Genomic DNA, 14,787 nt, shown 5'->3' with positions numbered 1-14,787 from the left:
TTATTTTCCAATTGATGCAAAAATACGAAAAAATAATTGATAATTCCTATGAATGCCCTATTTTCTTTCGGCACCCCGCCTCTGGTATGCCTCTTCGCGGGTTTGCCTTCTCCGGGCTGTTTTCGGGCTGTTTCCGGGGGAGCGCCTGCGGCGGCCTGCGTGGCATCCAATTAAAAAAATAAAAAATGCGGCCCTGAAAACCGCAATTATTCAATATCGGATGCTGTCGGGTGGCTTTTCCGGACAGAGAAAGGGGTTTGCTGCCTGGCAGTAGCAAACCCCTCTGGTTAGGTTAGTTAGGTTAATGAGAGTGGGAGAATCCCACGTTTTGTTATACAAAGATAAATGGAAAATCACAATCTTCCAAATCTTTTGTAACATTTTTTTAACCTAACCGAAAAAAATCTGTTAAATTATAATTAAAATTTTTAAAATACTAACGGTTTTGTAAGTTGCGAACTATAACGCCTCGCGGATTTCCTCGGTTTCCTTAGCGGCGGGCTGCGCCTCGGGAGCGAGCGAAGTGATGTGGCGGTTCCGGTAAGCGGCTGGCGTCATCTGGTACTCCTTTTTGAAAAGTTTAATAAAGTGCGACGTGTTGGGGAATGTACAGGCATTGCCGATTTCCGAAATTGACTTCGAAGTCGAGATCAGCAGCAGGCGCGAATGCATCAGGCGCTGGCGGATGTACCATTTGTGCGGCGGCATCATGAAATGGCGCCGGAATTCCTTTTTGAACGAGGTGAGCGAACGGTTCGTCAACTTCGAGAGTTCTTCGATCGAAATATCCTTGAAGATGTGGTCGTAGACGATCTGTTCGAAATTCTCCTTGGCTGCATCGACGTTGCTGAGCAGTTTGCTCTTCAGGCAGCAGTCTTCGTGCGAGGCGATGAGGTAGATCAATTCGGTCATCTTGATGTTCTCGGCCGTCTCGTCGCGGTGGAAATCCTCGTCGCGCAGGTAGTTGTTGGTATTGACGAAAAAGTTGCGGATCGAATTCCAGGCGGGCATCGAGACATGCGAACGGTTGCGGCAGTTTTCGCACGAATGTTCGTTCGAAATGTTCAGCCCGTAGGTGATGTTCAGGTGTAGCAGTATCCGCTGGAGGTCTGCCGGCGTATAATAAAAGAGCACTTGTTCGAAGGGCTGCCCGTTTTCCGGGAAGTTCTCGATATAGTGGTGCCCGATGCCGAGGTAGAATACGTCTCCGCGCGTGAGGGTCTGGCGCTTATCCCCGTCGTAAATATATTTCGTGCCACGGAGGATGTAGCCGATTGCGTAGCGCGAAAGCGCCTGAGACTGGATTCCGTTGTGAAGGGCCTCAACGTACTTCACAATCATCGGCTGCTGGGCCGACGAATTTAATGAATTCTTCATACCAAATCGTATTTTAAGTTTTTTTGAACAACGAGTTGCGTCACCGATTGCTCATTTCAAAAATACAATTTAATATTTATTTTATAAAATAATGAATAGTCTAAAAAGGCACAATAAGGCAAATAAGCCTAAAGATGCCATAATAATGACTAAATATAATATTGTAAAAATATTCCGGCGAAGGCTGCCGCCAGAAAAATCAGGTATACGGGCAATGCCATTCCCCTGTGGATGCGGACGAAAAATACCGGGATCAGTATGGCCGACGGGACAGCGAGCAGGGCGAATGCTTCGGGTGTTGCGGCGGGGCTGCATAGCAATGTCAGGGCCAATACCAGTATACCTATGTTATAAAAGAGGATAAAGCGGGGTTTGGTGCCGGCGGCATAGATGTCGGCCAGGAAAAAGAAAAGCGCCGTCAGGTCGAGCAGTACGATCCCGCCTGCCATGACGAGTGCGGGGAGGGGAATATCCAGGAAGAGTTGCAGCGGCATACCTTCGATGGCCGACTGCCCCACTGTGACCAGTGGAGCCGTAAATTCCGCCCCGCTGCCCCAGCTGACATAGCAGGCCGTGAAGATCGGCAGCAGCAGTCCGGCCGTTGCTACCACGACCTCCCGGAAGGTACGCCGGAAAAGCAGTACGGCCAACGGCAGGAGCAGCAACAGCGGCAGTGCGGGGGCATATATCAGCGGCATCAGCCCCAGGTAGAGCGAGGCACGGAAGATGGCGTCGAACCCGTACCCGTTGCAGAAGGCGCGGCAGTAATTTTTCGTTGCCAGTGCGAGCAGCATCGACGCTGCGAATCCTGCGAGATAATTCCCGCCTGTTGCGATCCCGCAGGCGACGATGGCATAGAGGGGAATCGGGAGGCAGGTGCCCACCGTATAGAGGTTGTAGCGGATCGAAATCCGTCCCGTACACATTCCGGCGAAGAGCAGCATGAACCCGGCGGCAAACTTCGACCATACCGGATATGCCGCCTGAAACCGGGCGAGTTGGCCGCCCAGAAGCGGGAGCGCTTCGCGCACCGCTCCACTGGTTTCGGTATCGGGCACGGGGATTCCTGCACACATGGCTGCGACGGCGAGTGCGAAGAGGGTCATGAAGGCCGGTACGAGCGGCTGCCGGGCGATGTCGAATTTCATGTCGGAAGGCTTTTTTCCTCAGGCAAAATTAGCGAAAAAAGCCGGAATATTACCTAACTTTGTGGTACGATGTTAGAAAACCAATACCAATACGAGTTTCGGGAGGCCGGTTGCGACGAGGCCGGCCGGGGGTGTCTGGCCGGGCCGGTGTTCGCCGCTGCGGTGATCCTTCCGCCCGATTTTCACGACCCGTTGCTCAACGATTCGAAGCAGATGACCGAGCGGAACCGGGACAGGCTCCGCCTGATCATCGAGCGTGAAGCCGTGGCCTGGGCCGTCGAGGCCGTTTCCGCAGCCCGGATCGACGAGATCAACATCCTGAACGCTTCGTTCGAGGGAATGTCGCTGGCTGTCGCCCGCCTCGATCCGCCGCCCGAATTCCTTGCGATCGACGGCAACCGTTTCCGGACACGTCTTGAATTACCCTACCGTTGCGTGGTCAAGGGTGACGGCAAATATGCCGACATCGCCGCAGCTTCGGTGCTGGCCAAAACCCATCGGGACGAGTACATGTTGCGCCTCGCGGAGGAATACCCGCAGTATGGCTGGAAAAAGAACAAGGGGTACCCGACCCGCGAGCATCGGCTCGCAATCCGTGAATACGGACTTACGCCCCACCACCGCCTGTCGTTCAGCCACGGGATCGGCCAGTTGGAGTTGCAATTCTGAGCGGGGATTGTCTTTCCGCGTGTTGCCGGGAAATCCCGTGGTGATCGGATACGATCATCTCCCGTGTTTAAATCCCCGGCCCGAATTTACCCTGCCGCCTTGCAGTGGCGGGCATACGTTTGAAGATGCTGGAGGCCGTATAACTATCGGTATGGCACATAAAAAAGGGCTGAAGTCCGACTTCAGCCCTTTTTCGATATGACTCGGGATTTAGTATCCCAGCGACTTGGAAGCGGCGTAGGAGACCTTCAGTGCATTGGCACGGCGAAGTTCCTGCTTCACGTCGGTTACGATACCCATCTTGGTTGTCTGGTCGGCCTTGAGGCAGATCGTCATCGAGGCACGGTCGGCCTCGCTGAGCTTATCGCGCTCTGCGGCTACGAAATCCAAAATATCCTTGGTCGTTTTGTACGAGTCGTTCAGCTGGATACGGGGTGCAGTGCCGAATTTGGCCTGCATCACCAGCGAAGGCTGTCCGATGTGGATGTAGCTTACGAGCGATTTCTTCTCGAGCTTTTGCACTTCGGTTGCCTCGGGGAGTTTGTACCTCACGAGCAGTTCCTGGTCGCGCATGGTGGTCGACACCATGAAGAAGAAGAGGATCATGAAGATCACGTCAGGAAGCGATGCTGTCGAGATAGGGGGCAAACCTTTATTGCCCTTCTTTTTCATTACTGCCATAACTTACTTCTTTATATTACGCGGTTCGGCCTCCGAAATCTTCAGAGGTACTGCTTTGGATACTGCATTGCGCTGATCCTCGGAAAGCTCCGAGAATTTTGCTCCGAATTTCTTCATGGCGACTTCGTCACGTACCTCGTTGAAAGCGCGTGTGAGTTCGTTCTGCACCATGATGTAGGACTGATAGCCCGTATCACGGGTGGTCTGTAACGAAACAACGCCCTGGCTTTCGGGATATACCCACTTGCTGCCGTCGGCCAACTCGATTTCCTTTTCGGTTTTCTCCGGGAGGTTCTCGTCGTCCATCGGGTTGAGGATGAATTCCTTCGTCTTGTCCTTGAGTTGTCTCAGGTCGATGATCTCCTGTTTGCCCGAGGGCCCGGCCATGATGTTGCCGCTGCCCGAGATGAGCACCAGGAAGAGGTTGCGCTCCTTGACCTTGATGTCCTCCTGCTTTTGGTTCTCGGGGGGCATCGGCGGAAGCATACGCACCAGACCGGTGTCGACATTCATCGTTGTGGCCACAAGGAAGAAAATCAGCAGCAGGAAGGCGATGTCGGCCATTGAGCCGGCGTTGATCTCCTGTATTTGTCTTTTATTTCCTGCCATTGTTCGTTGTTATTTGAAAGCGCCGTAAATTTCGGTTGCGATAGCCGTCACGAACGCAGCGACCAGGGCAACGTACGTTACCAGGATGCTGGTGTCGGTCAGGACGGTTTCACCTTGGGAGAAAAACCCGCCGTTGGCGAGGTCGGGGATCTGGATGTCATGTCCCGAAGCCACGAAGTAAGCCACGCCCACGATCACGATGATCAGCGCGAGCGAAATAATCGTGCCCTTGATTCCCGCTGGGTTCTGGATCATGCCGAAGACCGCGCAGAAGATAGCTGTGAACACCGCAAGAGCCAGCAGGAAATAGCACCAGATGAGGTTCAGGCTGATAGCCGCCTCGGAGCCACCCGTAGCAATTGCGTATATTCCCAGTACCGCCATCACGGCCAGCAGAATACCCAATATGATATTTAAAATCTTTTTCATAATTGCCTTTAACTCTTTTTAAATCGTTGGGATTATTTCTTGCTGTAAGCCGTCAGGATATCCATCAGCGTGATGGACGAATCCTCCATATCGTTTACCAGCGAGTCGATCTTCGAAACGATATAGTTGTAGAACAGCTGAAGAATAACCGCAGCGATAAGACCCATGAGGGTCGTCAGAAGGGCGACCTTGATACCGCCTGCAACGAGGGTCGGGCTGATATCGCCGGCAGCCTGGATGGCGTCGAACGCCGCGATCATGCCGACAACGGTACCCATGAAGCCCAACATAGGCGAAAGGGCGATGAACAGGCCGATCCACGTCAGGCCCGACTCCATCTGGCCGGTCTGAACCGAACCGTAGGAAACGACAGCCTTCTCGACCGAATCCAGACCCTGATCGTAACGGTCGAGACCCTGGTAGTAGATCGAAGCGATCGGGCCGCGCGTGTTGCGGCAAACTTCCTTGGCAGCTTCGATGCCGCCGTTCTTCAGGGCTTCTTCAACCTTGGTGATGAGTTTCTTCGAGTTGATCGTCGACAGCGAGAGATAGAGGATACGCTCGATGGCAACGGCCAGACCGATAATCAGGAAGATAAGGATCGGGAGCATCCATGCCCAACCACCCTCGAGGAACTTCTGCATCATCACGCGGTGCAGGCTATCGCCGGCGAGTTGGGTTTCGGCAGCTGCGGCAGCCTCCTGCGCGAAAGCGTTAACAGTACCCAATGCGAACAGGGCCACTGACAGAATCAAAAAAAGTTTTTTCATAGTTGTGATTAGATAAAATTAAATTTGTTAGTTGTTTTTTATTGTTGTGTTTTTAGGTATTTCACAATACGTTCTTCCGCTTTCCATCGTATTTCGTCAATTCTCCCGGGATTAAAAAAATCCTAAAAAAATATTTTTTTTATCCTTTCCGGATACTCACGGCGTCTTTTTACCCCGATCCATGGCTTTCCCCTGCCGGTTCCGCACGTATGGGCGAATTCCGGAAATTTCATTCTGAATCAGTCCAATCGTTTGTTTTCCAGTGGGTTGTCCCCCTATTCCCCCTCCTGCCGCCCCCAATGGACGACCCGATAAGGTACGTTAGCAGTGCGAAATATAGAAAAAAAAATCGTTCCGTGCAACGTCTTAGGCTGTAAATTCGCCTCGCAGAGGGCGCCGCAACAATGCGCGGGTCTGTTCGTCGGAAAGCCCCAGTCCGAGCACGTACATCAGCTTTGTGACGGCCGCCTCGGTGGTCATGTCGTGGCCGCACAGGACGCCGATCTTCTGCAGCCTCAGCCCGGTTTCGTAAAGTTCCATCGAAACCTTGCCCCCGCCGCACTGCGTGATGTTGAGGATGATGACCCCGCGGTCGATCGCCTCTTTCAGTACGCGGATGAACCATTCGTTGGTCGGGGCGTTGCCCGCGCCGAATGTCTCCAGCACCACGGCCCGCAGCCCCGGTGCCGAGAGCATCGCCCGCAGGATATTTTCGCCCAGCCCCGGGAAAAGCTTGATGACTTCGATTCCGTCGGCCAGGCGGGTGGCGATGCGCAGTTCCGGCGAGATTTCCGTCGGGTGGAGGATCGCCGCGAGGTTATAGGCGATGTTGACCCCCACCTCGGCCAGGGGCGGGTAGTTGTAGGAACGGAAGGCGCTCAGCGCCTCGGCGCTGCGCTTGGTGGTACGGTTGGCGCGGAACAGCCGGTTCTGGAAATAGAGCGACACTTCGGGTACCTCGGGGCGTCCGCCGATGTGCGCCCCCGCGATCTCGATGGCCGTGATGAGGTTTTCGCGGCCGTCCGTGCGCAGCACGCCGATCGGGATCTGGCTGCCGGTGAAAACCACGGGCTTGGCCAGGTTTTCGAGCATGAAACTCAATGCCGAAGCGGTGTAGGACATGGTATCCGTGCCGTGCAGTACGACGAACCCGTCGTAGCGGGTGTAGTTGTCGCGTATCAACTCGGCCAGCGCCGCCCAGTTTGCCGGGGTGACGTTCGACGAGTCGATCACGGGATCCATCGTCAGCACGTCGATGTCCACGTTGAGCCGCTTGAGCGAAGGGAATTCATCGTAGATGCCGCTGAAGTCGAAAGGCACCAGGGCGCCGGTTTCGGCATCGTTCTTCATGCCGATGGTACCGCCCGTATAGATGATCAGGATCGAAGATTTCATCGTATGGTCTTATGGTGTTATATTCCGAAAATACGTTTGGCGTTCGCCGTCGTTGCGGCCGCCACTTCGCCGGGGGGCAGCCCCTTCAGTTCCGCGACTTTCTCGCACACGAACCGCACATAGGCCGACTCGTTGCGCTCGCCGCGGTGGGGCGCGGGTGTCAGGTACGGGCAGTCGGTTTCGAGTACGATGTCGTCCAGTTCCATTTCACGCACCGTATCGGCCAGCTTGCTCTTCCTGAAAGTCACCACGCCGCCGATTCCGAAGGCGAAATCGCCGCAGGCTTTCAGTTTCCGGTAGGTGACGGCATCCTCCGAAAAGGCGTGGAACACGCCCCGCAGCCTCCGCCCGGCCTCCGCCGCGGCCGTCGCTTCCTCCCCGATGATCCGGCACATGTCGTCCCATGCCGCACGGGTGTGGATCGCCACCGGAAGGCCGAGCCGTGCGGCCAGGCGGCATTGCGAAACGAAAGCCTCGACCTGTTCGGCGACGAACTCGCCGCTCCAGTAGTAGTCCAGCCCGATCTCGCCCACGGCGCAGAAACGTGCGATGCCCTCGGGCGGGGCCGTGAGGTAACGTTCGGCGAGCGCCAGCTCCTCGCGCCAGTGCGGGTTGTCGTTCACCGAGGTGGGGTGCAGTCCCATCATCGGGACGCATTGCCCCGGGTGGCGGCGGCAGAGGTCGAACAGCGCCCCGTGGCTTTCGGAGTCTATGCCCGGGAGCAGCAGGTGTTCCACGCCCGCCGCCGCGGCGCGGGCCAGTGTCTCTTCGCGGTCGGCGTCGAACGCCGTATCGTACAGGTGTGAATGTGTATCCGTCAGTTTCATCGTGTTTTCATATATCGGTTGCCGGGCAGTTGCCGTACGGCTCCCGCCAGTTCCAGCCCTACGAGCAGGGCAGCCAGTTCACCCGGATCCAGTCCGCTCAGCTCCGCGAGCGTTTCCACCGCCAGCGGGTCGTCCGTGCGGAAACAGCCCAGCAACCCAGCTTCGTCGGGCGTAAGCTCCGGTGTGGACGGTTTTTCCCGGAATGCTGCCGGTTCCGGGCCGAGATCCCACATCAGTTCGCGGACAATATCGTCGGCGGTCATCACGAGTTGCGCTTTGCGGTTGCGGATCAGGTGGTTCGTCCCCGACGACATGCCGTCCGTGGCGCGTCCCGGTACGGCCATTACCGAACGGTCGTAGCTGTCGGCGCAATGCGCCGTGGCGAGCGACCCGCCGCTGTCGGGCGACTCTACGACCACGCAGCCGGCACCCAGCCCTGCGATGATCCGGTTGCGGGCCAGGTATGCCGTGCCGTTCTGCCGCGTCTGCGAGTGGAGCTCCGTGACCAGTGCCCCGCCGTGGTCGAGGATGTCGCGCGCCACGGCCGTGTGTTGTGCCGGCATGACGCCGGGGAGCGGGTTCGCCAGTACCGCGACGGTTCGTACCCCTGCGGCCAGGGCTGCCCGGTGTGCCGCGACGTCGATGCCGAACGCCAGCCCGCTCACGATGCAGAGCCCCGGAACCTGTGCTGCGAGCCCCTCCACCAGCCTGTTGCACATCGTCTGCCCGTAGGGCGTTGCCCGGCGGGTGCCGACCATCGCGACGCAGCGTGCCGAGAGGGCGGCGGCGTTGCCTTTCAGGTATAGTACATGGGGATAATCGGGTATTTCACGCAGCAATGCCGGGAATTCGGGGTCGGTCGAAGCGATCGCGGCGATCGAATTGCGGCGGCAGTAGCCGAGTTCCTTTTCTGCGGCGGCGAAGCCTTTGCGGTGGACGATATTCCGGATAATGTCTTCCCGCAAGGCGGCTTTCATAGCCAGCTCCTCGGGTGCCGCCGCGAAAATGCCCCGTGCGTCGCCGAATATTCCGAGCAGGTGCACGGCGCCTTTCACGCCGATGCCCGGGGTCATCTGCAAGGCGATATCCTCGATGGTCATAACCGCAAAATGTCGTTTATTATCTTGTAAAGGTAAATATTTTTGGGAAATAGCGCAAAGTTGGGTCGAAGTTTTGCAGATTTTAGAAATGTTTGTATATTTGCACTCCCGATGCGCCTGAAAATAAACCGGATGTTTCCGGCGCGGCATGCAATCCGGAAGCAACGGACTTGTAGTTACGAAATGAAAGCCGAACAGGAACCTGTCGGGGAACATATGGTCTGATGGCCGAGTGGCTAGGCAAAGGTCTGCAAAACCTTGTACAGCGGTTCGAATCCGCTTCAGACCTCACTAAAACGCCGTTGTAGTAATCTACAACGGCGTTTTGTTTTTAGTTTGTACGGTATTTGTACGGCAACTAAAAATGAATGTAAGGGTTATACCTTTTTTATTGTTGGCATATTCTGAATAACCATCCCTTGCAATAGTTTTCCATTAACTTTTTTATTGCTTTTAACTCCATCAGAACTCCACGTTCCCCATTGTTTAAAGAAAAATGGAATGTGATTCACTTCGGCTTGTCGCTTGATATTCAAAACCCATTCTTCTTTCATGGGGCGTGCCTGTACTCCGCTTTCTCCTCCGACAATAATCCAATTTATACCATTAAGATTTAATTCGCCTAAATCTTCGAGTAGTGGTTCGCAAGAAATGAATCGAACAGGGGCTTTTAGGTTTCGTATATAATCTATGCGATTTTTTGTTTTTATAGCTTCAACCGTCACTCCAATCCATGCATTACGCGGAATAATACGAGTTGAAAAATATTCGGCCATCCGTTCGGCCCGTTTGGTTAAGATTTGGTAATTATGCTGTGGTGTATTCCGAATAACTCCGAATACTTTATCGATGAAATCAAATGGAACATCTGGATGAAAAAGATCGCTCATAGAGCATACGAAAATCGTTGATGGCTTTTTCCACCTCATTGGCTCAATTAAGTCCTCAGGATGCATTGTAGATTGAAACCCATTCGTATATTTAGAATTGCCCATTGCGCACAATCTGCGAGACATTGTTTCAGCATAACAATGTTCACAGCCGGCAGATATCTTTGTACAACCAGTTACCGGATTCCACGTCCTTTCGGTCCACTCTATTTTGGTTGTTCTCATAAAATTACAATATTATATGGCTTTGCATTATGGATGTTTGCAGCTGTCCTATTAAATACTCCGTCGATTGTAACTTGATTATATCTCCTTAGCTTATCTATTACTTCAACATATATTTTAGGTTCACAACCACATCGAAGCGCATATTTTAGACCGTCTATGTTAGAGGTTATTTGTTGAGATAAAATTCGTTTCATGATTTCGTCAGAAACTTTTTGTTTTTTGTTCGAAACCCCTGGAACATGGAATAATTCCCCAGCTTGAAAGTCATTATTAATATTGCAATTAGACTCCCCCGCAAATGCATCTTGTCGCCAACAAACTCGTAAAAACTTTTCCATACCAAGTGAATGGTTTGAACCGAAAATCAGGCCATAGTAATTTTTCCCTTTCTGAATAGTAAAACTATGTAAATAATACTCTTTATCAGAGGGCAATAAGGCTCTAAAATAGTTAGTTATTACACGATGACACTCTTTTGGCATTGTTTCATCAAAAGAAATATTTTCTTTCTTGAAATATGCAGTTACAGCTGGGAGTTCTTTGAATCTCTTTATGAATGAAGATGCAATAAAGAAGATAAAATCGGTTTTTGGGGCATTTACTAATCGCAAAAAAACGTCATCAGTAATTTGTTTAAATCCATACTGATCTAATAACACAAATTTACCATATTGTTTATTATTTAGAGCGCTTTGCAACTTGGGATTTTTAATTAATTCCTGAAAATCAGCATGTTTATAAAAGAATGATTTCTCAAATACGCAATCTTCATATTGACAGCGACTTTTACATTCTGCAATTTCTGTTTCAACATGACTTTTAAGCTCCGACATCTTTTTTTCGTCTTTCTCATTAAAACCAAATAAGACAATCGGAGTTTTACTTTTCCTTAAATATTCACAATGTTGCTGTTCTTCCCCTATTGCTTCTTGCAACAGAATCAATGGCGAACCCAAATTTCCGATAGAATCCTTGCCACTTCCAGCAAACATATCATATATAAACAATCGTTTAATATATGGATTGTGAAGAAAGACAGGATACCATTCGCGGAAACACTCTCGAAATATATCTAATTTCAACTTGGTTTCCTCGGTAAATTCTGATTTGTTGATATCTTTTGCCATGTAGTTATTCTGATGGATTTAGAAATTGGTGGGATAATCTTCAATATGTATTTAAACAGCACAAGTAATCCACAAAGATAGGCTTTTTAAATTATTATTGTAAAATATTCTTATCTTTGCCCCTGCGAACAATATGTTATAAAATTCTTTTACGTGGTAGCCAGCAAAGCAACCATATTAAAGGTATGCGCAGAGCCGTTGGGGTTTAGCGACCCGCGAACGGCACTTTGCTGAGCTTGTAAAAGGGTGATGTATTGTTCGCAGCTGCGCATATTTTTATATTTATGCGAACAATGCATCATGTCCGTACTCTGGTACAGACACGCCGTAAGGCCAGCCGCAGGCGGTTCCCGCCGTGCAACCTCTCGATTCGTTTCCATTTCCACCCGCCGGATTAGCAAATAATTGCTAACCAAGTTATTATTCTCTTTATTGCCGAAAACCTGCGATAAGGACAGCCCTTACTATGTCTAAATTCTAACAATCAATCACATGGAAACGAATCAAAACCCCGTGCAGGAAAACCCTGCACAACGCATCGCCCTCGCCCTCGAACTCGAACAGCCCGCCGAACGACTTTACGATCCTGCCGAGGCCGCCCGGATCGTCCAATGCCTGACAGACGGCTATTTCGATCCCGAATATATCCTATTGTTCGGTAAATTGGTCGGCGGCACGCCGCATAGCGACGCAATGGCTTATGACCTGCTGATGGTCGTTCGTGAAACCCCGGAATACGATTGGATTCAGACCAAACGCATCCTGCGTTACAAAGTGCCCTATAGCTGCCGGAAGATTACCTACATCAATCTTTACATCATGACGTTGAGCTATGTCGAATCGAACTCAACGCCGTTCCTCTTCTTTGCCCATGCCGAAGGCGAGTTGCTGTATTGTAGCGACAGTTACCATTTTCAGCGTCCGAAGCACCCGATCGACTTCGCCAAGGCGTATGCCGACGCTAAATTCCATTTCGACACGTTCCGAACGCAGGGCAATGAACTGCTTGAACAGGCGCAGGACGCTTTCAGCGAGAGCCGTAATATGCGTCTGGCCGCGCAGTTCTCGGCGCAGGCAATGGTCTATTTCTATCACACGCTTTACTACGTCTATCACGGTCTGGAGTTCGACAGCCACGATCCAGTCATCATGCACGACCGGATGCGGACGCTTTCCACGAAGTTGATGCTTGCTTTCGACGACACCCATATCGAAAACATCTTCACGCTGCCGCGTCTGAAGAGTTTTCTGATGAAGGCTCCCTATGGCATTCGGTTCGACATCGCACCGCAAAAGTTGGAGATACATATGGAGCGCGTCCGCAAAGCGGGCGGGATTATCGAAAACCTGTGCGGCCTGCGGCTGGAGCTATATAAAGAATTGAGCGAACGGCAATAAACGGCCAATCATCCGAACGAAAAGGGGACTTGCAGGATCATTGACGATCCCGCAAGCCCCTTTTCTGTCATCCTACTTTTTCTTGGCCTTTGTTTTCTGCGTTTTCTCTTTTTCGGCCTTTGTCCGCTCTTGGTTTACGACTGCCGCGCCGCGTTTCTTGATCTCTTTTTCATACTGCCTGACCTCTCTTTTCACCACGTCGATGTTCTTATCCTCGCCTTGTTCGAACACCCGGTCGAGGTCGGTAATGAGTTGCATTTCTCCGTGCCAGACAGCCTGCATATATCGGTATTTCCAATCATTCTTGCGGTATTGCCGATTGTTCACGGCCTGCCAAATATTTCCCACAACGGATAGCCCGGCAGTCAGAGCCAGTCATACACACGCCCGAACTAACCGTTTGTTGATGTCGTAATTGTAGGGAATCCGATGCAGCAAATGATCTAACGTACTGTTTATACGTGACCAATGACCGTCTAATATCTCTTTGTATTTCTCCACCTCGCGGCTTACGAACAGCTGTACTGCCTTTTTGATCTTCTCGTCGCTTAATGCACCCTTTACCTCGGCATTTATCCGCTTCATCGCTTCGGCGAGTATCTCCGTGCTGACGTTGATCTTTCCGAAAGCCCTGTTTACGTCCGTCATGTCGGGCGGCTGTACCTCGACCACGGGTTTAATGTCGATCTGCCCGATGCGGTTGATAAAATTGGTGATCTGCTCCGCCGAAAGATTCTGCACTCGGGCTATCTCGTCGATCCGCTGCATCAGGGCTGTATTGTCGCCGCCGCTCTGTAGCTTTGCAATCTCGGCCTTGAAAGCCTTGATAAATTCTTCCTTGAAATCTTCGTATTGGTCGCAATCCAATGCGACGGTTTTTTCCTCTGCCATACTTTAACGATGTATTTTAATTTGACGTTTTTTAGTTTGTTGTTCCCGGATTCTGCGGCTTCGCTCGGCCTGTTCGATCAGCATCGCTTCGGTCGCCTGCCGGATCAGGGCCGTAATGCGGGCAATGTGTTCCTCGTGGGATTCCCCGATCCTCCGCTGCATCTGTTCCGGGGCGATTGAGCCGCAATACCCGCCCGGTGGTAAAATTATACCGCCCGCCACGCCGAAGCCGCCCAAATCGAGGGATTCGCCCGAATTACTGCGACTGCCGAACAACCCGGCGAACGCCGAACGGTAATGGCTAACTGCTGCCGATAAATTCCCGACCGCCTGCGCCGAATAGCAGGGCTGTGCGACGGGCGGAACGATCCGCTGCGCCTGTGAGAAGTGACGGTCTAACTTGGAGAAGCTGAAAGCCCGGTCGATCTTCGAGCCGGAAAAGGTGTAGCCGTTCTTGGAGAACAGCACACCCTGTTTGCGGTCGGTATCTCCGCAATACTTGAATGTGGTCGTAATACCTTGCTTCTGCAATCGCGCCTCCAGATCGCCCCACGACTTGCATCGGGGCAGACAATCCCGTACGGCATCGTAAATGGCGTACTTGGTCTTGTCCGGCTCGCGCAACCGTTCGCGCCGTACCTGCTCTTTGCCTTTCGGATAGTATAAACCATACTTGGCTGTAAGCTCCTTGCAAACCTTGCCGTTCCGGATTTTGATATTCTTGTCCGATATGGTCTGCCCGTCGTTTCCGACCCGGTTGTAGACGATATGACAATGCGGATGCGCCTGATCCATGTGCCGGACGATTAGAAACAGTGTGTTCCGAATCCCCATGCGCTCCATATACTCCCGTGCAATCTGCGCCATAGCCGGGTCGGTCAGTCGGTCAGCATCTTTCGGAGAGAAGGGTAACGATATATGTCCGACTGCGTTTTTGATCCGGGGATTCAATAGCGTCTGGTCTTTGAAATCGCGTACCATATCCTGCACGCCCGGCGGCTCAATACCCTCAAAACCCAATATCCGCGACTGCTCTTTCATTACATAGCTGACCGTTGCACCGAACGACGATCCGGCGATAATCTTACCGATCATGGCGCACCTGTTTTAGAAAGTCCTCGATCTCGGTAATGATTGCCGCGTGGGACACAATTACCGCCGCAAACCCGCCGGCATTGGCCGAGCGGGTAAGTTGATTGAGGTTACGGGCAATGCCTTTCAACTGCGCCATATAATTCAGATGTTCCG

Annotated in this window: 17 protein-coding genes and 1 tRNA gene; 3 read left to right on the top strand and 15 right to left on the bottom strand. The window is 52.2% G+C overall.

Annotation, left to right across the window (positions count from 1 at the left end; translation table 11 throughout):
* Positions 1–459: 459 nt before the first annotated feature.
* Both NQ559_RS06615 and NQ559_RS06610 read right to left on the bottom strand, forming a co-directional pair.
* A complete protein-coding gene (locus NQ559_RS06615; RefSeq protein WP_018695600.1) occupies positions 460–1,377 on the bottom strand; it encodes a helix-turn-helix domain-containing protein in 918 nt (305 codons plus the stop codon).
* Positions 1,378–1,526: 149 nt separating this feature from the next.
* The gene (locus NQ559_RS06610) at positions 1,527–2,525 is read right to left on the bottom strand and encodes a hypothetical protein (protein ID WP_018695601.1); all 999 of its coding nucleotides are present in this window, start codon (positions 2,523–2,525) and stop codon (positions 1,527–1,529) included.
* 69 nt (positions 2,526–2,594) lie between these two features.
* Here NQ559_RS06610 and rnhB point away from each other — a divergent pair, with 69 nt between their 5' ends.
* A complete protein-coding gene (gene rnhB / locus NQ559_RS06605; protein WP_018695602.1) occupies positions 2,595–3,194 on the top strand; it encodes a ribonuclease HII in 600 nt (199 codons plus the stop codon).
* 210 nt (positions 3,195–3,404) lie between these two features.
* On the opposite strand, the gene NQ559_RS06600 is transcribed toward rnhB, so the two are convergent.
* The 7 genes from NQ559_RS06600 to dprA all read right to left on the bottom strand — a co-directional run bounded on the left by NQ559_RS06600 (position 3,405) and on the right by dprA (position 9,005).
* Entirely contained in the window at positions 3,405–3,875 is a 471-nt protein-coding gene (locus tag NQ559_RS06600; protein ID WP_022332234.1) for an ExbD/TolR family protein, read from the bottom strand.
* Positions 3,876–3,878: 3 nt separating this feature from the next.
* Positions 3,879–4,484, bottom strand: a complete 606-nt coding sequence (locus NQ559_RS06595; RefSeq protein WP_022332235.1) for an ExbD/TolR family protein — start codon at positions 4,482–4,484, stop codon at positions 3,879–3,881.
* Between the two features lie 9 nt (positions 4,485–4,493).
* On the bottom strand, positions 4,494–4,913 hold the full coding sequence (locus NQ559_RS06590; RefSeq protein ID WP_018695606.1) for a hypothetical protein: 420 nt from the start codon (positions 4,911–4,913) through the stop codon (positions 4,494–4,496).
* A 32-nt stretch (positions 4,914–4,945) separates the two neighbouring features.
* Positions 4,946–5,683, bottom strand: a complete 738-nt coding sequence (locus NQ559_RS06585; RefSeq protein ID WP_018695607.1) for a MotA/TolQ/ExbB proton channel family protein — start codon at positions 5,681–5,683, stop codon at positions 4,946–4,948.
* A gap of 366 nt (positions 5,684–6,049) precedes the next feature.
* Positions 6,050–7,078, bottom strand: a complete 1,029-nt coding sequence (locus NQ559_RS06580; protein ID WP_018695608.1) for an asparaginase — start codon at positions 7,076–7,078, stop codon at positions 6,050–6,052.
* A gap of 17 nt (positions 7,079–7,095) precedes the next feature.
* A complete protein-coding gene (locus NQ559_RS06575; RefSeq protein WP_018695609.1) occupies positions 7,096–7,905 on the bottom strand; it encodes a TatD family hydrolase in 810 nt (269 codons plus the stop codon).
* Positions 7,902–9,005, bottom strand: a complete 1,104-nt coding sequence (gene dprA, locus NQ559_RS06570; RefSeq protein WP_018695610.1) for a DNA-processing protein DprA — start codon at positions 9,003–9,005, stop codon at positions 7,902–7,904. The genes NQ559_RS06575 and dprA overlap by 4 nt, the downstream gene beginning before the upstream one ends.
* A gap of 218 nt (positions 9,006–9,223) precedes the next feature.
* Here dprA and NQ559_RS06565 point away from each other — a divergent pair.
* A tRNA-Cys gene (locus NQ559_RS06565) sits at positions 9,224–9,294 on the top strand.
* Between the two features lie 88 nt (positions 9,295–9,382).
* On the opposite strand, the gene NQ559_RS06560 is transcribed toward NQ559_RS06565, so the two are convergent.
* On the bottom strand, positions 9,383–10,120 hold the full coding sequence (locus NQ559_RS06560; protein ID WP_026318314.1) for a phage Gp37/Gp68 family protein: 738 nt from the start codon (positions 10,118–10,120) through the stop codon (positions 9,383–9,385).
* Positions 10,117–11,250 (bottom strand): three-Cys-motif partner protein TcmP, encoded by a 1,134-nt coding sequence (gene tcmP, locus NQ559_RS06555; RefSeq protein ID WP_083923834.1) that lies wholly within the window; start codon positions 11,248–11,250, stop codon positions 10,117–10,119. The genes NQ559_RS06560 and tcmP overlap by 4 nt, the downstream gene beginning before the upstream one ends.
* 492 nt (positions 11,251–11,742) lie before the next feature.
* Here tcmP and NQ559_RS06550 point away from each other — a divergent pair, with 492 nt between their 5' ends.
* Positions 11,743–12,648 carry a hypothetical protein gene (locus tag NQ559_RS06550; RefSeq protein WP_018695614.1) on the top strand — a complete coding sequence of 302 codons (906 nt, stop codon included), beginning with the start codon at positions 11,743–11,745 and terminating at the stop codon, positions 12,646–12,648.
* 72 nt (positions 12,649–12,720) lie between these two features.
* On the opposite strand, the gene NQ559_RS06545 is transcribed toward NQ559_RS06550, so the two are convergent.
* The 4 genes from NQ559_RS06545 to mobC form a co-directional block, all read right to left on the bottom strand.
* Positions 12,721–12,930: a hypothetical protein gene (locus tag NQ559_RS06545; RefSeq protein ID WP_015546155.1), complete on the bottom strand. Its 210-nt coding sequence runs from the start codon at positions 12,928–12,930 to the stop codon at positions 12,721–12,723.
* Positions 12,931–13,023: 93 nt separating this feature from the next.
* Complete coding sequence (locus NQ559_RS06540; protein WP_015546154.1) at positions 13,024–13,539, bottom strand: hypothetical protein; 516 nt, start codon at positions 13,537–13,539, stop codon at positions 13,024–13,026.
* Between the two features lie 3 nt (positions 13,540–13,542).
* On the bottom strand, positions 13,543–14,634 hold the full coding sequence (locus NQ559_RS06535) for a relaxase/mobilization nuclease domain-containing protein (protein WP_018695615.1): 1,092 nt from the start codon (positions 14,632–14,634) through the stop codon (positions 13,543–13,545).
* Positions 14,624–14,770, bottom strand: coding sequence for a plasmid mobilization relaxosome protein MobC (mobC, locus tag NQ559_RS06530; protein WP_018695616.1), 147 nt, complete (start codon positions 14,768–14,770; stop codon positions 14,624–14,626). Before mobC ends, NQ559_RS06535 begins: the two co-directional genes overlap by 11 nt.
* Positions 14,771–14,787 lie beyond the last annotated feature (17 nt).

It is taken from the genome of Alistipes onderdonkii (assembly GCF_025145285.1).
GTDB lineage: Bacteria > Bacteroidota > Bacteroidia > Bacteroidales > Rikenellaceae > Alistipes > Alistipes onderdonkii.
This window is presented reverse-complemented; position numbering and strand designations above follow the sequence as displayed.